Here is a 20,653-nt window from a genome sequence, read left to right as displayed (position 1 = left end):
GAAGAATAGGGAATAGGGAATAGGGAATAGGGAATCGGGAATCGGAAATCGGGAATCGGGAATCGGAAATCGGGAATCGGGAATCGGGAATCGGGAATCGGGAATCGGGAATCGGGAATCGGGAATCGGGAATCGGGAATCGGAAATCGGGAAGGATTCTAGAGACTAATACAGCACGGCGGAAATCAATATACTTTTCAAAAAGAGCAAAACTCTTATATACTAAACCTTGAATAAGTAAACATGTAATAATTTTGAATTTTGAATTTTGAATTTTGAATTCCGCACTGTGCTACAAGTTTTTTGAGGTTTGCAAGAGGTCCGATAATTAGGAATTAAGGATTAGTAATGTTAACTGGTGAACCATCTTTTAACCCTTCACCCCCTGACACAACTAGGGGTTGATTGGCTTGTAATTGTTGATTAGTGATCAGGACTTTTTCCCCCATGTCCGCTAGTATTTCTACGGTAAACTGTTGTGCTTTGTCTTGGGAAATGGTATATATTAGGGATTGGTTTTTTCGTTTAATGATGGCATCACGGGGGATAATAAAACTGGGATCTACATCAATGGGTAAGTCTAAGGTGGCTTGAATTCCCATTCCAACTAATAAGTCTTTTGGGGGATTGTTGAGATTTACCCTTACTAGTTGTCGCCGTGAGTTGGCATTGGCTGTAGGCACAACGCTGGTAATCTGTGCTCGTTGCTGCCAGTTAGGTAAACTTCGCGGTGCAGTTAATTCCACATACATCCCTGGTTTGACCTGATTAGTAAACTGTTCTGGCACTTCTAGAAAGATATCGAATTGAGCATTATTGACCAAGGTAATGATGGCATCGCCACCTTCCACATAGTTCCCCCTGTCAACCTGGCGGGATTGCACAACTCCGGCTGTAGGCGCTTTAATCGTGGCTCGTTCTGATGCTAGTTGAGCTTGCTCAACCGCTGCCTGAGCTGCTGCTACTACCCCTTTCTGGGCATCAATTTCTTCCTGGGTTGGTCCGACTTGGGCTTCCGCTAACAGAGCTGCTATGCGCAACCGCTCACTGATGGTGGCATCAAGGGTACTTTTGGCTTCAGCAATCTCTTGCTGGGTTTTAGTTTGTTCTGCACTTAGGGCAGCTTGAGCCCGTAAGCGCTCACTGGTAGCTGCATCAGCCGATTTTTCGGCTTCTACTTTTGCTCGTTGAGAGAGAGCTCCTTCGAGAGTTAAGGCTTCAATGCGTTTGAGGTTGTCCTTTGCTTCTTGTTCCCGAGCTTTAGCGGCATCCAGTTCTGCTTGCCGTTGGGCAATTAAATTGGGTTGGACGGCTATCATACCATCAAGGTTGTCCTTTGCTTCTTGTTCCCGAGCTTTAGCGGCATCCAGTTCTGCTTGCCGTTGGGCAAGAATTTCTGGACGGGTTCCTACTTGTAATCGAGCGAGATTACTTTTTTCCTGAGCAAGCCTTGCCTTAGCTTGGGCTAGGGCTAACTGTTGGTCAGCACCATCAAGAATAGCAATGGTCATTCCCGGGGTAACGCGATCGCCTTCTCGGACTTTGAGTTGTTGTATCACACCATCCACCTGAGATTTAATCGTGATTTTTTCACTTGCCTCTACTTCACCCAGTAACTGGATCTGTTTCACTCCTTTACCTAAGGTTAGGGGAATAGTTTCTACAGGTCGCGGTGGTATCTGTTTAGTTTTCGTCGGGGCTACAGGGGGTTCTGGTATTGTCGAGATTTGCAACAACGCTAGACCTCCTACTAAAAAGAGGACTGTGAGTAGCCATGCAGAGGATTTGCCTTTGGTTTCTTCCTGGTTTTGGGAATTTGACTCTGGCTGATAGTGATTAGACACTTGAGGATTTATAGGTTCCATGGTGATGCCCTGACAAAAAGATGTCAAAAAGATGTTTATAGGATAACTTTGCTCAATCCTACTGACGGCCTCATGAACTCGATCAGAGCAGTTGACTTAGATAGGAATTACTCTAGATTTACAAATTTTAATAAAAATTTAATGGTTATGCCATCAAAGTTTTTATATTCTTAGGAGAGGAAAATTTAATCGATGAGTGAACCGCTACTTTGTGTCGAAAACTTGCAGGTGGCCTATCCTAGGAGCCAATCCCTTGAAAAACCCACTTGGGCAGTAGATGATGTTTCCTTCATGCTAGATTCAGGGGAGCGACTGGGATTAGTCGGTGAGTCAGGCTGCGGTAAGTCTACTTTGGGACGAGCAATCATGCAGTTGTTACCGCAACGGTCCCAAGTAAAAGGAAAGGTAAGGTTTGCCGGAAAGTCGGTTTTTGACTTAACCCCTACACAGCTGCGCCAGTTTCGTGGAGAAGCAGTAGCGCTAGTATTTCAAGACCCGATGACTCGCCTTGACCCTTTAATGACTATAGGGGAACACTGCCTAGAAACCCTCAAAGCTCACCAACCCCAACTATCACGACGTGAGAGTAGAGCAAAAGTATTAGAAGCTCTAGATGCGGTGAAAATCCCCGCTAATCGCTTCTCTCAATATCCCCATGAATTTAGTGGGGGGATGCGGCAACGGGTTGCGATCGCATTAGCGTTGTTGCTCAATCCCAAGCTAATTGTAGCAGATGAACCCACCACCAGCTTGGATGTTACGGTAGAGGCACAGATATTAGAAGAATTAACAATGGCTTGTCGAGAACGGGACATGGCACTGTTACTGATTTCTCACGATTTGGCCATGATTGGGGAATATTGCGATCGCATTGCGGTCATGTATGGTGGCAAAATGGTGGAAACTGGGCCAGTGGCACAGATTCTGTGGCAACCTAACCATGACTATACGCGATCGCTCTTAGAAGCAGCTCTACATCTTCAGGCAGTTAAAGACCACAATAACAGTCATGACCCTGAGGGAAATTCCAGCTCTGCCATTCCTACCCCTTTGCTACGGGTTACCAATCTCAAGCAATATTATACCTTAGAAAGCAATTTTATTCAGCAACTGGTATCTCAAGAACAAAACGTTATCAAAGCTGTGGATAACGTCAGCTTTGATTTATATCCTGGGGAAATTTTGGGACTAGTAGGAGAATCCGGTTGTGGCAAAAGTACTTTATCTCGCACTATCTTACAATTAGTTCGTCCTACGGCTGGAACCGTTGAGTTTCAAGGCACAAATTTAGCTAAACTCAATCGACATTCTCTACAAGAGATTCGTCGTCAAATCCAAATGGTATTTCAGGACCCCCATGCTTGTCTTAATCCTTTAATGACTGTGGGAGAAAGTATTGCCGATCCGTTATTTATTCATAAATTAGCGGCTAATCCAACAGCAGCAAAAAACCAGGTCAAGGAAATGCTAGAACGAGTAGGATTAACGCCTGTAGAGGATTACTACAATCGATATCCCGCTGACCTTTCTGGAGGACAACAACAACGGGTTGCTATTGCTCGGGCATTGATTACTCATCCTAGTTTGGTGATTTGTGATGAACCCGTGAGTATGCTGGATGCTAGTGTCCAAACTCAAGTATTAGAATTAATGTTGGAGTTGAAAGAAGCGTTTAATCTTACCTATTTGTTTATTACTCATGACCTCTGGGTAGCACGATTTTTCTGTGATGGAATCGCTGTGATGAACAAAGGTCAGATTGTTGAAAAGAAACCAACTCATGACCTGTTTACTAATCCTGAGCATCCTTACACTAGAACTTTGCTAGAGGCAGCTCCATTGTTAGACAAACAAAGGTAATTTCTGAGCATTCAGCTGTCAGCTATCAGCTATCAGCTATCAGTTTATGCGCTACGCCCACGCTACGCGAACAGTTATCAGCTGATAGCTGACCGATGCTTCACAGGCTGGAAGCCTGTTCCACAAAGCTGACCGCTGACCGCTGACCGCTGATGGCTTACTAAAGGATTTCAATAGTTTGAGCAGTCATAGCAGACTTACTGGAACCAGAACTCTGACCTTTAATCCGAACCTTCTGATCAGGACTTAATTTTCCTGGGTCAACAGTTTCTCCTTGACGAGTGATTTTGGTATCGGAAAGAAGTTGTACACTATAGGAACCAGACTTCGTCTCTACCTTTAACTGTAGAGGGAAGCTTTCCATAACTGCGACAATTTTACCTTCGATAATCATTTGTTCATCAGTTGACCTTTCTATTGGATTATTATCTGGATTATTACCCTGATTGTTTTCCGATGGAACGTCTGGTTGCGGAGCGCTACAAGCGGAAAAGAGCAGGCTTAATCCAATCAGACTGCTCAAACCAAAATACTTAAAACGAATTTGTAGTTTAGTAGTCATCTGACAGTTTTGTCCTTTGTTAGTTTACCTTTGGGATTGGTAATAGGTAATAAAATCATAGTGAATCGTCAACGACCAATTACCAATTACCAATTACCAATTACCAATTACCCATTACCCATTACCCGCTCAGGGATATGATGATTAGTCCCGGACATATTAGACATTTTTCCAAGCCGACATATTATCAAACACAGACTTAGTGATGCGGACAGCACTGTTAGGACAGCCACCATAGCCGTGAATTCCCACTACATGGTGTTGACCATCTTGCAAGCGCCAGACTGGGCTACCGCTTTGACCGCCATAGGTATCGAGCATATAGGAGAGCTTGCGACCACTGATTCTGGTAATTCGACCAGCATTGAACCATTGTGTGCCAAATGGTTTGTCACCAGCGTAGCCAGAGTTATTTATCAGTAGATTTGTGAGTAAGTCGTCGGATAGATTGGCAAATCCGAACCAGCCGACTCGGTTCCCTAGGGTGTCATCCGGTAGAATAATTGCTCCGTAGTCGAAATCATCATCTTGTTCTTGTGTCCAGCCTTTTACACTGCGGAAGGATGTGCTAACTTGGGAGCCCAAGGGAGCTTCGTTTTCATCAATACCAGGAAAGACCTCAATTTTCCTGGCCCAACCACCAGCACTATGGCTATAGACGCAGTGTCCAGAAGTCATTACTGTCCGTGGTCCAATAAACCAGCCAGTACACAGAGACCGCCTCCCATTAGCTTTGGTAATGATTAACTGGCAAATCCATCGCCAGGGCATACTAGTAAGTGAAGAAATGCGGATGCGGTCGTCACTACCACATACTGACTCCGGCCTTTGGAATTCTCCAGCACCAGCATCTGGAAGATTTTCCATATCCTCTGTGACCAACATTCTTTCCTGGAAATCAAAACCCTCATTAAGGGCTCGGGATTTATTGAATTTGGGTACTGGTTCGATTTCACCGCGACCCATCATTCCCTCAAATTGGTCTTCGATATCTATTGACTGGGATTGAGTTTCGCTGGAAGTGATTTCATGGAGCTGCTGATCCTCCCGTTCTATTTCCTTTGCTTGGTTGCTTTGATTGGAAACTATTTCAGTTTCTGACATAACCATTATCCTTACAATTAATTACTAACAAGAACTCAATTGAATGTTCTTTCCATGTACATAATCGCAAGGTTGCAGTAGGCTTGACAGTACCCGAAAGGGTACTTATAGCGCTACGCGCAAGTCAGAAGGAACGAAGTCAGAAGTCAAAAGTAAGCGATTACTTACGTTTCGGAGTTTAGGAATGTCCTAATCTGAATGGGTAGTGCTATATAGTCAATTGTTTAATCAAGGAAAACTTAGGTATTTAACTCAGGGACGGGAGTACATCAGTTATCCTGAACAACCCAACCCTCAAGAACGTGATAGCTGATTGCTGATTTTAGCTAAAATTTGGCATGATAGATGTTTTTCGCCTTTGATACCACAAAGAAGACCTTGATTCCTTATTATAAATAACTTTTTTTCTTTATAATAAGCGCATATTTGTATTTTTCTTTACAACTTAACTATAACACATTAGGGCATCAACACCTACAGCTTAACAATTTGTAAATACATCCCCTATATCCCCTATATCCTTAGATAAGCCCTGTGAGAATAAGAATCACGTACAGCGAGCGAACCTGAATGGCCACGTAATCGATAAACTACTAGATGAACGACTGGCATTGGTCGCCAGCTCTTGGGTAACAGGTGTTTCTGAACCTTGGCTATAACCTGAAGTCAATCAAACGCCTAAGTAAGTCATCCAAGTACATCTTTAGTTTTGGATTTTTAAGAGCTTCTCACAAGCTATACCGTCTTGATCACCATCAAGGTTGTGAATATCCCCGGGATAGGTTTCCAGTAATAATTGAGCTTGTCTTTGACTTTGAAAATCCGCGCAATTACAAGTATCACCTGTACCCACAACACAAGGTGGTATTTCAGGACAGGTTTCATTTTCAAGTCCAATGGAACATAGTGCTCTCTGTCCTGAAGAGCTAAATACAAAAGTCAAAATTGATACTATTAAAGCCAAGGCAGCGATAACATCAGATCGCTCCCATTTGTGACTGTTATTTTTATTATCAGTATGGATCATGATTACATGATTCAAGTTCTCAGTTCAAGTTTCATTGACCATAGATTAGATTCTTCTAACTCCTTGTGTCAAGCCTAATTGAGATGCTCTTACCCTTCATACTTCATAATTGATACTTAACCCTTCATAATTGATACTTAACCTTTCATAATTGATACTTGATACTTGATGCCTTGTTCATTCTTCTTACTTTAACAACTGGGATTCCCAATCCTGACTAGTATCCAACCTAATCACCAACGATTGTTCCTCTTCTGTAAACCCTTCAAATCCAGCCTGTTGACCTTTAAGCAAATCAACCGTAGCATCAGACACATCCCCACGACGAGAGAATAAGCGATTGGCCGTAGGCCACGCTACGCGAACGCATAACACAGCTTCTGGTGCGCAGAGCGTAAATATTTTGTATCGGTAACTGGTAGCGGTTGGCTTTTGCGATCGCTAATTATCGGAAAGCCAGTGGGTCATACTTAGCATGTGACATACTCCCGGCGCTGAACTTGGTTACAGCGCGGGCTTCTTAATTTCACAATTAATACTTTCTGTCCCGCGCCACTTGTCTAGGATTTCTCCCCCGATCGCCCGACTTGACAGACTGTTTCCTTGGGAGCATGTCAATTATGCAGCAACATTAGTACGCTTATCTGGGGAATGGGGAATGGGGAATGGGGAATGGTGATGGGTAATGGGTAATGGGTAATAGGTAATAGGGGGAGCATAAGGAAAAAATCCTGTGTACCTTATTACTATGAGAAACCCTTTAATTAAATAAACAGTAAACTTGCAACTGTTAACAAATAGCAATTAATTAACAGTTGCAAGTTAAATGATCAAAAGCTGCGAATTAAATATAGCAATTTTGATCACGAGTGAGGTACACAGAATTTTTTTCGACTCCGCCCCTCCCCACGCCCGGATCTAGCACTCCCCATACTCTTACTCCTACTCCCTACTCCCTACTCCCTACTCCCTGCTCCCTAAAACCCAAGAAGAAAGTACCTAACCCAATTGAAAACTGCGTTTGCACAATAGCTTAATCGCTACCAACAACTTCCTTGACCGACTCAGCCTGAGATCCCTCCAGACGCGGACCATGAACTTGTACTACTTTTGAAGCAAAATAGTTTCCCCAACGTGCCGCTTGCTTAGTGGTCAAACCATTGGTGAGTCCAAACAACACACCACCGGCAAACGCATCACCAGCTCCTACCGTATCCACGGCCTTAGCTGGGAATCCAGGCACCTGGAAAATTGTTTTATTTTCCACCACTAAACAACCATTAGGGCCATCAGTGATAAAAGCTGTATCCACTAACTCGCCTATTTTACCAGCACAATCAGACAAGGATTCCACTCCACAGAAGTGGCGTGCTTCTGCCGCGTTACAGAAGACCACATCACAATAATCTGTAATCAAGTTACGGAAATCATCAGCAAAATTCTCTACTAGAAAGAAGTCGGAAAAGGTAAAAGCACTCTTTACTCCTTTAAGCTTGGACTGTTCCATCGCCTCAATACAAGCTTTGCGAGTGTCATCTCCCGTCCAGAGATAGCCCTCAACGTAGCTATATTTGCATTGGCTGAGTCGTTCCACATCAATATCAGTAGGAGCCAAAGTAGTAGACACTCCCAGGTGAGTACACATAGTACGCTCAGCATCAGGCGTAGTTAGAACCACACAGGTACCAGTTGGACCACTAGATAGCTCAGCTGGATGCACATCAAAGTGAATCCCTGCCTCCAATAGGTCTTGTCGGTAAAATTCCCCATTGGTATCTCTAGAGACCTTACCGGAATAGAAGCCTTTACCACCACTTTGAGCGATCGCAATCATAGTATTAGCAGCCGAGCCTCCTGAGCTTAGTTCCACAGACACATGCTGATGCTCAAGATTCTGTAGAATCATAGCCTGCTTTTGGGCATCCATCAACGTCATTGCCCCTCGATTCAGGTCATGTTCCCGGATAAAATCATCATCCACCAGTGCCAGAATATCGACTAAAGCATTTCCGACACCAAAGACATCAATAGGTCTTGACTGTTGAGAGTTTTCTGTCATTTTCTTCCAATCCAACTAATCATTCACAAAAAATCCAGGGAAATTTTAACTCTCCCCTGGCTTAATCAGACAAATATAACCAACCTATCATTGCTTTCTCAAGTAATGATATTGTTTTCGGTTCAATACTTATCATGGAACATTATTCGTCAATTTAAAATTGAACATTGAAAATTCTTAGTGAAAATTATCAGTGGTCAATCGGCAATTAACAAAATATGATTTAAGGTAGGGAGCATGTCAACTTTGTAATTAGGTACATAGATCCCCCCTAACCCCCCTTAAAAAAGCTGTTTCATTCTCGCCAAAAATAGATGGGGAGATGGGGAGATGGGGAGATGGGGAGATGGGGAGATGGGGACCCACCCCTAACCCCGACCAGGAGGGGAATAAGGAGCGCGAATAGTCGTGATTTTGGCCAAATTTATCTAACCATACTCAAAAGCCGAATCACGAATTGTTAGTCATTTGAGTTGATTGAAGCCGGCTAATTAGTCAGATTTTAATGACTAAATTTGGGGATTTTTCGGAAAATTTTGAGCTATTTCCCTATCCCCTCCTGGTCGGGGTTAGGGGTGGGTTCCCCCTATCCCCCTATCTCCTTTTCTCGTTAACTTATTTTTCTTTGAAACAGCCCTACCTTAAAAAAGGGGGGAATTAGATTGAAAAGTCCCCCTTATTAAGGGAAACGGGGGATCTGAATCAGGGATTAACAAAACTGACATGCACCCTTTAAGGTAAGCTATCAGCCAACGGCTGATAGCTTAATGCTTACCTGTATTGTGCAACGCTTTATTTAGAAGTGATAGCAAGAACACTTAATTTAGGATCATCCATAACCTGGATCCCTTCTGGCAAGACTAACTCGTTAATGTAGAACATCTTACCCTGTTCCAAATTTGATATATCAATATCAATGGTTTCGGGAATTTTATCTGGGGGACATTGCACTTTCACTGTTGTAAGCCTTTGCTGCAAAATTCCACCTTGCTTAACTCCCACGGATTCTCCCACTAGCTTCAGAGGTACAACAACCTCTACTTTATTTTGAGAAGCCACCGAGAAAAAACTGAGGTGGTAAAGGGAATTTTTCCAAGGATGAGATTGTATCTCCCGCAGGAGCACTGGACCATTCCAGGAAAGGTCAGGAATAGAGAGCTCTATCAGGGTATTATTAACCGAGGCTGTTTTAAGCAAGTCTTCTGCTGCTTTAGCCGTCATAGTTAGGGATACAGATTCTGCACCATTGTGACCGTAAAGTACGGTGGGAATCAAGCCAGAACGGCGTAAGGCTCTCGGCTTACTACCTTCTGGTCGCTTTTGACATTCTACAGTAACATTCATCGGTAGGAATTTAACTCTTCGAGATAATATAGCCAATTTAATGGCCATTACTGGTCAGCTACCGGTCGATTCCGCCACCGAGGGGGGTGCTGACCTCAATCGTAAGTCAGGGTGTTGAATCGAATCGGAAACTACTGAAATTCAAACTCTCCGACTGACGCCTTGACGCCCTGACACCCTGACCCCCTCAAACTCCCGAAGTTATCGGTGTACCGCTAGCATCCAATAGTGCTCGCTTTGGACCGTGGATTGGGTCTTCCACAATAATTGTCTGGTCGCGGCTGGCTCCTAAGGAAACCACTGCAATGGGAACTTTCATCAGTTCTGCCAGGAATTTAAGATAATCCAAGGCTTCGGTGGGTAAATCCTCTAAAGACCGACATTCAGCAGTAGATTTTTGCCAACCGGATAGGGTTTTGTAAACCGGCTGGCATCGGGAAAACACGCTAGTACTGCTAGGAAATTCCCGACTGATTTCACCGTCAATTTCATAGGCGACGCACACCTTAATTTCTTCAAAGGTATCGAGTACATCCAGTTTGGTGATCGCTAGACAGTCAAGACCATTAATCCGAACAGCATAGCGACCAATGACGGCATCAAACCAGCCACAACGGCGGCGGCGACCGGTGGTTGTCCCAAATTCTGATCCTAGCTCACAAAGTAACTCTCCTTCTCGAGTGTGAATCTCTGTGGGAAACGGTCCTTCTCCGACTCTGGTTGTGTAAGCTTTTGCCACACCAATCACCCGATCAATCATTGTCGGTCCTACACCAGCACCCACACAAGCTCCACCAGCAACCGGATTGGAAGAGGTTACATAGGGGTACGTCCCATGATCTAAATCTAGCAGTGTCCCTTGAGCGCCTTCAAACAGAATATTGCGTTTTTGCTCAATCGCCTCATAAATCTTCAAGGAACTATCGACCACATAGGAGCCTAGCCGTTCAGCATACTCCTGGTATTGCTTGATCACAACTGCTGGGTCTAACGGCGGTAGATTATAGAGCTTCTCTAAAATAGCGTTCTTATAATTAATCGTCCAGGTTAACTTTTCTACCAATACTTCCGGATCCATCAGGTCAATGATCCGAATACCAGCACGCTCTGATTTATCCGCATAGGTCGGACCAATGCCACGACCAGTGGTACCAATTTTCTGCCTACCCCGGCGCTCTTCCGATGCTTGGTCAATCAATCGATGATAAGGCATCGTGACATGGGCTATGTCTGAAATCAGCAGATTTTTAGTGGAAATGCCCAGTGCTTCAAGTTGGTCAAGTTCGGCAATTAAAACTTCTGGGTCAATAACTGTACCGGAACCAATAATACACTCTGTATCCGGATATAAAATTCCAGAAGGAATCAGATGCAGTTTAAACGTTTGACCTTGAACAACAACCGTATGCCCAGCATTGACGCCCCCCTGGTAACGGACGACTACATCTGCTGAACGACTCAGCAGATCTGTTATTTTGCCTTTTCCTTCATCGCCCCACTGGGCACCAATTACAACAACGTTAGCCAAGGGTTTATTTTGAATGCTAAAGTTTATCCACCTGATAATTATGAACAGTGGTTGTGACTGCTGTCAACTTTACTGTTGCTGATCTACGCAGAAACTGGAGGAACGAGAGGAACGATAGTAACATAAGTTAGTCTTGACGTAGAATCGCCACTCCAATCTCTTTTAGACTTTACCTATGTACTCTTATCAGTCATTTTTAACAAAAAACTACTTCTACAATGAAAATTTTGTTAGTGGAAGATGATATTCTCCTTGCTGAAAATTTATCCGAAGCCCTCACCAACCAACGTTACGTGGTTGATCTGGTTACCAATGGGGAAGTTGCTTGCCAGCAATCCCAAATGCTTGATTATGACTTGATGGTGCTAGATCTGACTCTGCCCAAGCTTGATGGCTTTGGTGTTTGTCGAAAATTGCGAGCCCAAGGCAATCAAATCCCGATTCTAATGTTGACGGGTCGCGATAACACTAATGATAAAGTCAAGGGTCTAGATGCAGGGGCTGATGATTATCTAGTTAAGCCAGTTGACTTACCAGAATTATTCGCTCGGATTCGGGCTCTGCTGCGCCGAGGTCAATCTATCGCACCACCAGTACTTCAGTGGGGCGATTTGCGTCTTGACCCGAGTACCTATGAAGTAAGCTATGAGCACCAACTTATCCACTTTACCCGTAAGGAGTATAGTTTACTCGAATTTTTCCTGCGCAACGGTCGGCGGGTACTGACTCGTAGTGTAATTATCGAGCACGTCTGGTCTTTTGAAAACCCTCCCGAAGAGGAGACGGTCAACGCTTACATCAAAAGTTTGAGGCGCAAACTGAGATTAGCTGGCGCACCCAGAGATTTGATTGAAACTGTTCACAGTGTGGGCTATCGCCTTAAACAGTTAACTCCTGAACCAGTTAAACAGTTAACTCCTGAACCAGAGGAGTAACAGTAATGATTTTTTCCTCTGCCTTGAGTTGGGCAATGGGATCCCCTGTGCCATCTTTTCCCCAAATCGGCACCGATTCCATTGCTAAACGCTTACCGCCAACGGAAGTGACTACCATGACCTCATTGGCGATGGAATCGGTGACCATGCTGACCAAAGCATCTTTAGCGGTCTTAAACTGTAGCGCTTGAGTTCCCAGGTCTCCCCGATTAGCCAACCTGATCGCCTGCGCGGGGAGGCGCTTTCCATACCCCTGCTCAGACACCAGTAAGAGGTTTTCCTCTTCCCCTAAAACAACACAGCCAACCAGCTTTTCTTTACCCTTTAGCCGCAAGGCTTGATTTCCTTGAGCACTGCGTCCCATAATCGGTAACTGTTTGTCATTAATCTCAAAGCGCAACAGCCGTCCATTGCTGGTTGCTACCACCACTTGTGTAGCTGTAGTAGTAGATAGGTTAGCATACTGTAGCTGATCCTCATTTCTGAACTTGGTAAGCAACATACCACGGTTCGTTAGTTTGGTCAACTCAGACACTGATACACGCTTAATTTTACCTTGGTGAGTCAGCAAAACTAGGGTGAAGTTTTCTAAGTCATCTGGCACCCTAAAGTGAGCCACAACTGTTTCTGATTGAACCGAAGTTGGCAGCAACTTTACCAAGGGAATGCCCTGCTTGCGTCCAGCTGCTGGTGGAATATCTCTAATTTTGACTGGGTAGGCTTTGCCAGAAGCAGTGATTACCATTAATTCTTGTGTAGTGAGCGACAGCTGAGCCTCAACTACAAAGTCCTCCCCTTGTTTAATTGACTTCGGTAATTTTGGCTGTGTTGTGGCACTTTGCCGCTGTATATACCCTTGGTAGGTAAATTCTAGAAGTGTTTGTTCTGGCTCAGTTGGAGCATTAGGTAGGGTATCAGGAGTTTTTTGGGGTTGAGCAGATTTCTTACTCTTGTGTTGAGGAGCTATCGGTTGTTCTTGCTGTTCTTCAGTGGAAGCAATAGAGTTGATTAGGGTACGGCGAGGATCACCGTACTTCCGTTTAAGCGATCGCAAATCTTTCTTCAGGGCTTTGAGCAATTCCCGCCGATCATTGAGTAATTGTTGCAGCTGTTCCAGGCGCTGGGAAAGTTCCTCACGCTCGGTCTCTAACTTTTCTCGTTCTAAGCCAGTTAGCCGTCGCATGGGCATGGCCAGAATTGCGTCAGCCTGGATTTCACTTAAGTTTAACTGATTTTGCAGGGAAAGCTTAGCGGTGGTACCATCAGGAGCATTTCTGAGAATGTCAATCATGGCATCCAGCTGATTGAGGCTAGCCAGTAACCCGTCTACCAGGTGAAGACGTCTTTCTTTCTGGGACTGCTCATAGGTATATTGGCGGGTTAGAGTCTGTTCTCGGAAGCTAATAAATGATTCTAACAACTGCCGCAGGGTAAGTTGTCGGGGTTGTCCATCTACCAAGGTCAGCAGGATAGCACCAAAGTTTGTTTGCAGGGGAGTTTGCTTATACAACTGCTGGAGAACCACTGATGGCTGAGCATCTCGTTTGAGTTCCACCACCACCCGCATCCCTTCGCGATCGCTTTCATCTCGGATATCGCTAATCCCTTCTATACGCCCTTGATTGACCAAAGCTGCCACTTTTTCAATCCAGGCGGCTTTATGGACCTGATAGGGCAACTCACTCACTACAATTGCCCTGCGTTGCCCCCGTTTCCCTCGACCGACTTGAATGGTTTCAAGCTTGGTGATGCCTCGAATGGGTATACTGCCACGACCGGTAGTATAGGCATCCCGAATCCCCTCAGCTGCCACAATTTCCCCCCCAGTGGGAAAATCGGGTCCGGGAATTAATTTCCAGAGTTTTTCATCTGCTAAATCGGGACGGTCAATCAGAGCAATCAAGCCATCTACTATCTCTACCAAATTGTGAGGAGGAATATTGGTTGCCATGCCCACAGCAATGCCAGAGCAACCATTGAGCAACAAGATTGGTAATTGTGCCGGGAGTACCACTGGCTCTTGCTGGGAGCTATCAAAGTTGTCGATAAAATCAACCGTTGCTTCCCCAATTTCTGACAATAGGGCTTGAGCGCCCACGGGAGAAAGTCGGGTTTCAGTGTAACGCATGGCTGCTGGTGGATCATTATCCACCGAACCAAAATTGCCATGACCGTCCAGGAGGGGATAGCGGGTGGAAAAGTCCTGGACTAACCGCACCATCGCTTCATACACCGCTTGGTCACCGTGGGGGTGATATTTACCCAACACATCCCCAACCACACGAGCACATTTCCGGTATGGTCGATCTGGGGTTAACCCTAATTCGTGCATCGCATATAGGATACGTCGATGTACGGGCTTAAGCCCATCACGGACATCAGGTAAAGCACGCCCCACAATCACACTCATGGCATATTCAAGATATGACCGTTGCATCTCCAAATGTAGGGCTGTGGGAATGACATTACTGTTTCCCATTAGGTTCAGCTGTTTTGCCATCAAAAATCCTCCAAGGAATTGACCACAGGGTGTTGGGGTTTAGGGTATAGGGAAATTGCACGCTCGTTAAGGCTACGGTACTCGAAAAGATCGCAAAGATCAGCACAAGAGAATTTCTTCTTGAGCTATCAGCTATCAGCTATCAGCTATCAGCTCTCAGCTATCAGCTATCAGCTCTCAGCTCTCAGCTATCAGCTATCAGCTCTCAGCTCTCAGCTCTCAGCTATTGAATAAAATAAGCTGACGGCTGACGGCTGAATGCTTACATAAAATCTGAGCATCTGGTTCCAAAGCCGATTTCCCGCCTTAAGATAGTGGTGGGTTTTGCCAAGCATAACTATGGGCACGACTCAAAGAAATAGGCTCAAGGAAAACCCAGCCAGAAGCTTCGCTTCTAACAAGTCGTTGTGCCCACTGTCCCCAAGACACTATAATCTAGGTTTGGATGCAGTTAGGGAAGGCTTTTTCCAGGAGCGTCAGCTTGCCTGGTAAAAAGCCGCCTATCACCTGTATCAGTCCCATGAACATTACTAGTTAGCTAAGCATTTGGGGAAAGTAGACTTGAGAAGATGACATCTTGCATTTGAAATAGCAACATGACAGATTCCCTGTCAAACTTATGATCAAATGACACTTTTGCCAAAAATGACACTCTTGATCCAAGACCCATGAAAACCGTTCTGATTGTCGAAGATGATCCGATTAATGCTCGTGTTTTTTCCAAGATTCTCAGTAAGCGGGGCGGTTTGAATGTAAAGCATACTGAAGATGTAGAAGAAGTAATGCAGATAGCCCAAGCTGGGGAGGCAGACATTATCTTGATGGATGTTTCCCTAGCTCATAGTGTTTATCAGGGTAAATCAGTAGACGGCATTAAGATTACCCAAATGCTTAAGGCTGATGCTGAAACGTCCCAACTGCCGATTATTCTGGTCACTGCTCATGCGATGGAAGGGGATCGAGAAAACTTCCTTAAGCAAAGTGGTGCCGATGACTACATCTCCAAACCTGTTGTTGACCATCAACAGTTTGTTAATCAGATCATCGCTCTATTGCCCCAGGACAATTAAATTCCTTTCTTGAAAATTGCCAATCTTAAACCACCCCCCTTGAGATGATTGCCCATATTTGGTTGCGATCCCTCCCCTATTGGCAATTGATGGAGATCAAGCACTGTTTTTAGGAGTCACCCATGACAGGTGGAGTTGGGCTGCTTAGGGTAGACCTTGACTCTGGATAATGGTGGCTTGGATTCTGGGATTTTCCAGAAACTTTTCGGTTTCAGAAAGCAGGCGCTTACCCCACAGGTTTTCCTTAAGAAACTCTAAGTTAGCATAGCGGCTATCTAGGCGGATTGCCGCTTCTCCCATTAATAGTGCCTTTTCGATATCCCCTTGGGCATACAGAGCCACAGCGATCGCAAGTTGAGGTTCTGCGGCCTCTTTATCAATCCCTATCGCTGCTTCCCATTGTTTAATGGCACTCTCCACATCCCCTTGTTCATAGTTCACCAACCCAATGTTGTTGATGGCTGGCCAAAAGTTTTTGTCTTGGGCAACAGCTTTGTTGTAAGCATCGATGGCTTCAGTATACTGATTCAGCATATAGTAAGAGTTACCCAAGTCAAACAGGGCTTCTGGCACATCGGGCTTGAGTTTTAAACCCGCTTTCAACTGAGCGATCGCTTTTCTATATTCAGTTTTTTGAAAATAGGCTGACCCCAAGGTGAACAGCACTCCAGCCTCTTCTGGTGCCAGAGAGAAAGACTTTTGCAAGGCTTCAATGCCTTGATCCAACTCCTGGGACTGTACGTACAACGTTCCCAAGATAAACCAGGTTTGATAGATGTTGGGGGCAAGTTGAGTGGCTAACTTGGCCTTAGGCAGGGCCAGGTCGTATTGTTGAAAGCGGACTAACTGAATGGCTTCTTGAGCCAGAGTTAAGCCCTGCTGTTCGAGTTCCTCTGAATCCAATTTTAGGGTATAGGGAATGAGTGCTTGTCCAGCCACTGGTGCTGACCAACTCATCAAACCCATCAGAACAAGAATAGATAGTAATGGAATAGATTTAGGCACGGTACAGCCTCAAAGAACAATTAGCTTAAAGTGAATCTACAGGTTAGGCAACTACTGAGAGTAATCCGGAAGGGTATAGCTCTAGCTTTACCCTCACGATAGGACTTTCCTGCTTCATCTGTCATCCTAGAGGATCCGGCCAAGGTAAGTGTGGGGGGGTCGGGAATCGGGAGTCGGGAGTCGGGAGTCGGGAGTCGGGGGTGTTGGAAACGGGCAAGATGCCCATTCCACACAAGATGCGCATTCTATCAAGATGCCTATTCTACTAAGATGCTCATTTCACCAAGATGCCCATTTCACAAAACTATTCAAATCATCCCGCATTTAGGCAATGCCCAATTTTGCCATTGCTGAATCAAAGAAGGAAATTCTTTCAGCAAAGTTTTTGAGTATAAATACTTATGGTTGCAGTTAACCAGTGATGCCACATCACTTTTCTATAGGAAACACTAAAATAGATTTGTTGGGTCAGGGATAATATATTGCTTATAATAACTATGACTTACACAAGATTTTTTGCCACTTCCGACTGCCCTTTTCTGAAGTCCCTGATCCCTAAAACTCAGGGTAAGCCTTCAGGCTTCAGCCTGGGTCTATTGCTACCCAACTCGAGCAGTTTAACATAAACCTCAGCCCATAAGCTGATAACCCAGAACGAAACTAGCTAAACCAAATAACAATTCCTATATGAACGACAATTTTGTTACAAAAAGCTTGCGATTAGACATCCAAATAGCCAGAAAAAACAATGTTAAAGAACTATTGCTTGAGAAGCCATTAGTTCTTGATAAAATAGTAAATTTTTTCGTTAATTTAGTTTCACATCGAGCCCAACCATTTATATCGACAAACAAGATTCCGGAGGAAGTTTTTGAATTCGAAACACTTCACCTATTATATTTTAGCTATAAGGAAATAGAAGAACTACTAGAATCTTATAGTAATCTTTCAAATTCAAATTTAACCAACCTAAAAATATCTAGTTCAAGCATTGGCGAAAAACTAAATAATCTGCCGAAATCTATTGGAAATCTCTCCGATTTGACAGACCTCAACTTAGAGCATAATCAACTAACTAACCTGCCGGAATCTATTGGAACTCTCTCTAATTTAACCGTTCTAAATTTAAAAAACAATAAATTAACTAACCTGCCGGAATCCATTGGTAATCTCTCTAATTTGACCGTTCTAAATTTAGAGAGTAATCAACTAACTAACCTGCCGGAATCTATTGGTAATCTCTCTAATTTAACCGTTCTAAATTTAGAGAGTAATCAACTAACTAACCTGCCGGAATCTATGGGGAAACTATCTAATTTAAAGTATCTAAGTTTATGGAATAATCAATTAATAATACTACCAAATTCTATTGGAGATTTATCCAGTTTGCTCGAGCTGGATCTCTATCATAATCAACTAAAAAAACTGCCACATTCTATTGGAAAATTATCCAATTTGACCAGTCTACGCTTATATAATAATCAACTAGAAAGTCTCCCATACTCTATTGAAAATCTCTCCAATTTAACTAAGCTAGATTTATCGAAAAATTCCCTGGTTGTGCCACCGCCAGAAGTGGCTCGTCGAGGGATATATTCTATTAAACAATATTTTCGGCAATTAAGGGAAGAAGGAGAAGCTTATATCTATGAAGCTAAGTTATTAATTGTCGGCGAGGCCGGAGCAGGCAAAACTAGTTTAGCTAAAAAAATTCAAGACTCCCAATACCAACTGCAAGCCAATCAAAAGTCTACAGAAGGCATTGATGTTATTAAATGGAGTTTCCCTTTAGATCAGGAACGAGAATTTAAGGTTAATATTTGGGATTTTGGCGGGCAAGCAATTTATCATGCTACCCATCAGTTTTTCTTGACTAAACGTTCTCTCTATACTTTAGTGGCGGATACTCGGAAAGAAGATACGGATTTTTATTATTGGCTAAATAGTGTAGAAAAATTAAGTGATAATAGCCCCCTGTTGATTATTAAAAACGAGAAACAAGACCGCCGAAAGGATATTAACGAAAGTGCTTTGCGAGGACAGTTTACCAATCTCAAAGAAACTCTGGCTACTAACCTCAAAACTAACCGAGGGTTAGCAGAGATTATCGCTGCTATTCAATATTACATTCAAAATTTACCTCACGTGGGACAACCATTACCGAAAACCTGGGTAATGGTGCGTCAAGCGTTAGAAAAGGATTCCCGTAATTATATATGTCTTCAGGAATATCTAGAGATCTGTGAAGACAATGGATTTACTATACTAGAAGATAAATTACAGTTAAGCGGATATCTCCACGATTTAGGCATATGTCTTCATTTCCAGGATCAAGAAGATTCGTTGTTATATAAAACAGTCATTCTTAAACCAGAATGGGCGACCGATGCGGTTTACAAAGTGCTGGATAATCCTAACGTTAAAAATAACAAAGGAAAGTTTACCCGCAAGGATTTAAAACGTATTTGGCAAGACAACAAGTATGCCTCTACCAGAGGAGAATTACTAGAACTAATGAAGAAATTTCAACTTTGCTATGAAATTCCTGATTGCAAAGATACCTTTATCGCCCCTCAACTCCTCAGCGATAACCAACCAGACTATAACTGGGATCGATCCCACAATTTGATTTTACGCTACGATTATCATGATTTTATGCCCAAGGGTATTATCACTCGCTTGATTGTGGTGATGCACCAGTATATTGACCAACAAAAAAACGTTTGGAAAAGTGGGGTCATCTTAACTAAGGACAACACCAAAGCTGAAGTGATTGAATATTACGGTAAACGGGAGATTAAGATTAGGGTAGCTGGTAGAGATAAGCGGGGATTATTGAGCATAGTTGCTTACGAACTAGATAAAATTAATGCTTCTTATCAGCGATTGAAGTACAATCAGTTAATACCTTGCAATTGTCCTACGTGTAAAGACAGTCAGTCGCCACACTCTTATCCCTTTGAAAGCTTGCGAAAATTTCTAGCAGATAAGCAATACACCATTCAATGTCAACAAAGCTATCAGATGGTGAATGTTCTGAGTTTAATTGATGATATAATAGATTTGAACCAATTAGTATCTAACAATCAACAAGTTAGTAATAAATTAATTGACGTTAAAGGCGATATTAAACAATCAGTCTTTATTTTAGCACAACACGGTAATATTTATGGAGATTATAAACCAGTGACTACCAACGATAACCGTCGCATTATGAATATGTCGGGCGAAGCTAAAGTTATAAATAGTGGTAATGGTGTTTTTAACTTATTAAGTGATAATAGTGACGTTACCAATACTATCAACCAGTTACCTAGCTTTGAGTCTGAGGCTGAGTCTGATAAAAAACAACTGAAAGAATTACTCAGTAAACTGCAAAGCGCCGTCTTAGCAGAAGATTTGGATGACGAATACAAAGCAGAAGCCCTAGAACAAATTGAAGACATCGCTTCTTCTTTAACTAATTCCGAAGATAGTGCTGTGAAGAAAATAGCCAACAAGGCTATGAAAATGCTAATCAGAATTGCTGCTGCTTTGTCTCCTACTGCTAATATGGTTACTATATGTAAGGAATTACCAGGTTTGATTAGTAAGATATTTTGAGAAAAAGGCAATACTAGGGCGTGTCTTCTTGCCTCGGAGATCCCCCTAAATCCCCCTTAAAAAAGCTATCCATTAGGCAAAAGTAGTCGAAACGGTGATAGAGACTAGGATGTAGAAGCAAGTTGTGAACCTTCAAACAAATGGTAGAAGGTCGTTTGCCCTCGCCAGAGAGTTTTCAGGCCAGGTTCACC

General features: G+C 43.4%; 17 protein-coding genes. 6 read left to right on the top strand and 11 right to left on the bottom strand.

The window, feature by feature from the left end:
- Positions 1-335: 335 nt before the first annotated feature.
- On the bottom strand, positions 336-1,865 hold the full coding sequence (locus F6K51_RS29385; RefSeq protein ID WP_293026883.1) for an efflux RND transporter periplasmic adaptor subunit: 1,530 nt from the start codon (positions 1,863-1,865) through the stop codon (positions 336-338).
- 192 nt (positions 1,866-2,057) lie between these two features.
- On the opposite strand from F6K51_RS29385, the gene F6K51_RS29380 reads away from it, so the two are divergent.
- Entirely contained in the window at positions 2,058-3,725 is a 1,668-nt protein-coding gene (locus F6K51_RS29380) for an ABC transporter ATP-binding protein (RefSeq protein WP_293026880.1), read from the top strand.
- 160 nt (positions 3,726-3,885) lie between these two features.
- Here the strand turns inward: F6K51_RS29380 and F6K51_RS29375 are convergent, their stop codons facing one another.
- The 4 genes from F6K51_RS29375 to F6K51_RS29360 form a co-directional block, all read right to left on the bottom strand.
- Entirely contained in the window at positions 3,886-4,287 is a 402-nt protein-coding gene (locus tag F6K51_RS29375) for a hypothetical protein (RefSeq protein WP_293026877.1), read from the bottom strand.
- Positions 4,288-4,446: 159 nt separating this feature from the next.
- Entirely contained in the window at positions 4,447-5,391 is a 945-nt protein-coding gene (locus F6K51_RS29370; RefSeq protein WP_293026874.1) for a serine protease, read from the bottom strand.
- A gap of 703 nt (positions 5,392-6,094) precedes the next feature.
- The gene (locus F6K51_RS29365; RefSeq protein ID WP_293026871.1) at positions 6,095-6,418 is read right to left on the bottom strand and encodes an excalibur calcium-binding domain-containing protein; all 324 of its coding nucleotides are present in this window, start codon (positions 6,416-6,418) and stop codon (positions 6,095-6,097) included.
- 186 nt (positions 6,419-6,604) lie between these two features.
- A complete protein-coding gene (locus tag F6K51_RS29360; RefSeq protein ID WP_293026868.1) occupies positions 6,605-6,793 on the bottom strand; it encodes a hypothetical protein in 189 nt (62 codons plus the stop codon).
- 494 nt (positions 6,794-7,287) lie between these two features.
- Between F6K51_RS29360 and F6K51_RS29355 the strand changes: the two genes are divergently transcribed.
- On the top strand, positions 7,288-7,455 hold the full coding sequence (locus F6K51_RS29355; protein WP_293026865.1) for a hypothetical protein: 168 nt from the start codon (positions 7,288-7,290) through the stop codon (positions 7,453-7,455).
- On the opposite strand, the gene F6K51_RS29350 is transcribed toward F6K51_RS29355, so the two are convergent.
- A complete protein-coding gene (locus tag F6K51_RS29350) occupies positions 7,452-8,477 on the bottom strand; it encodes an adenosine kinase (RefSeq protein ID WP_293026862.1) in 1,026 nt (341 codons plus the stop codon). The two genes, F6K51_RS29355 and F6K51_RS29350, sit on opposite strands and share 4 nt — an antisense overlap.
- A 314-nt stretch (positions 8,478-8,791) precedes the next feature.
- Here F6K51_RS29350 and F6K51_RS29345 point away from each other — a divergent pair, with 314 nt between their 5' ends.
- Complete coding sequence (locus F6K51_RS29345; protein WP_293026859.1) at positions 8,792-8,941, top strand: hypothetical protein; 150 nt, start codon at positions 8,792-8,794, stop codon at positions 8,939-8,941.
- A gap of 328 nt (positions 8,942-9,269) precedes the next feature.
- On the opposite strand, the gene F6K51_RS29340 is transcribed toward F6K51_RS29345, so the two are convergent.
- Positions 9,270-9,869: a 50S ribosomal protein L25/general stress protein Ctc gene (locus tag F6K51_RS29340; RefSeq protein ID WP_365940334.1), complete on the bottom strand. Its 600-nt coding sequence runs from the start codon at positions 9,867-9,869 to the stop codon at positions 9,270-9,272.
- A 139-nt stretch (positions 9,870-10,008) separates the two neighbouring features.
- Positions 10,009-11,349, bottom strand: coding sequence for an adenylosuccinate synthase (locus F6K51_RS29335; protein ID WP_293026856.1), 1,341 nt, complete (start codon positions 11,347-11,349; stop codon positions 10,009-10,011).
- Between the two features lie 218 nt (positions 11,350-11,567).
- On the opposite strand from F6K51_RS29335, the gene F6K51_RS29330 reads away from it, so the two are divergent.
- Positions 11,568-12,284, top strand: coding sequence for a response regulator transcription factor (locus F6K51_RS29330; RefSeq protein ID WP_293026853.1), 717 nt, complete (start codon positions 11,568-11,570; stop codon positions 12,282-12,284).
- Here F6K51_RS29330 and F6K51_RS29325 read toward each other — a convergent pair.
- A complete protein-coding gene (locus F6K51_RS29325; protein ID WP_293026850.1) occupies positions 12,253-14,784 on the bottom strand; it encodes a DNA topoisomerase (ATP-hydrolyzing) in 2,532 nt (843 codons plus the stop codon). The genes F6K51_RS29330 and F6K51_RS29325 overlap by 32 nt on opposite strands.
- A gap of 668 nt (positions 14,785-15,452) precedes the next feature.
- Here F6K51_RS29325 and F6K51_RS29320 point away from each other — a divergent pair.
- Entirely contained in the window at positions 15,453-15,854 is a 402-nt protein-coding gene (locus F6K51_RS29320) for a response regulator (RefSeq protein ID WP_293026847.1), read from the top strand.
- Between the two features lie 144 nt (positions 15,855-15,998).
- Here F6K51_RS29320 and F6K51_RS29315 read toward each other — a convergent pair whose 3' ends face one another.
- Both F6K51_RS29315 and F6K51_RS29310 read right to left on the bottom strand, forming a co-directional pair.
- The gene (locus F6K51_RS29315) at positions 15,999-16,820 is read right to left on the bottom strand and encodes a tetratricopeptide repeat protein (protein WP_364303745.1); all 822 of its coding nucleotides are present in this window, start codon (positions 16,818-16,820) and stop codon (positions 15,999-16,001) included.
- Between the two features lie 165 nt (positions 16,821-16,985).
- Positions 16,986-17,111, bottom strand: coding sequence for a hypothetical protein (locus F6K51_RS29310; protein ID WP_293026841.1), 126 nt, complete (start codon positions 17,109-17,111; stop codon positions 16,986-16,988).
- A gap of 435 nt (positions 17,112-17,546) precedes the next feature.
- Between F6K51_RS29310 and F6K51_RS29305 the strand changes: the two genes are divergently transcribed.
- Positions 17,547-20,462: a COR domain-containing protein gene (locus F6K51_RS29305; RefSeq protein ID WP_293026838.1), complete on the top strand. Its 2,916-nt coding sequence runs from the start codon at positions 17,547-17,549 to the stop codon at positions 20,460-20,462.
- The last annotated feature ends 191 nt before the right edge of the window (positions 20,463-20,653 follow it).

It is taken from the genome of Moorena sp. SIO3I8 (assembly GCF_010692325.1).
GTDB lineage: Bacteria > Cyanobacteriota > Cyanobacteriia > Cyanobacteriales > Coleofasciculaceae > Moorena.
Note: the sequence above shows the minus strand (reverse complement) of the source record. Positions and strands in the feature narration are given on the sequence as shown.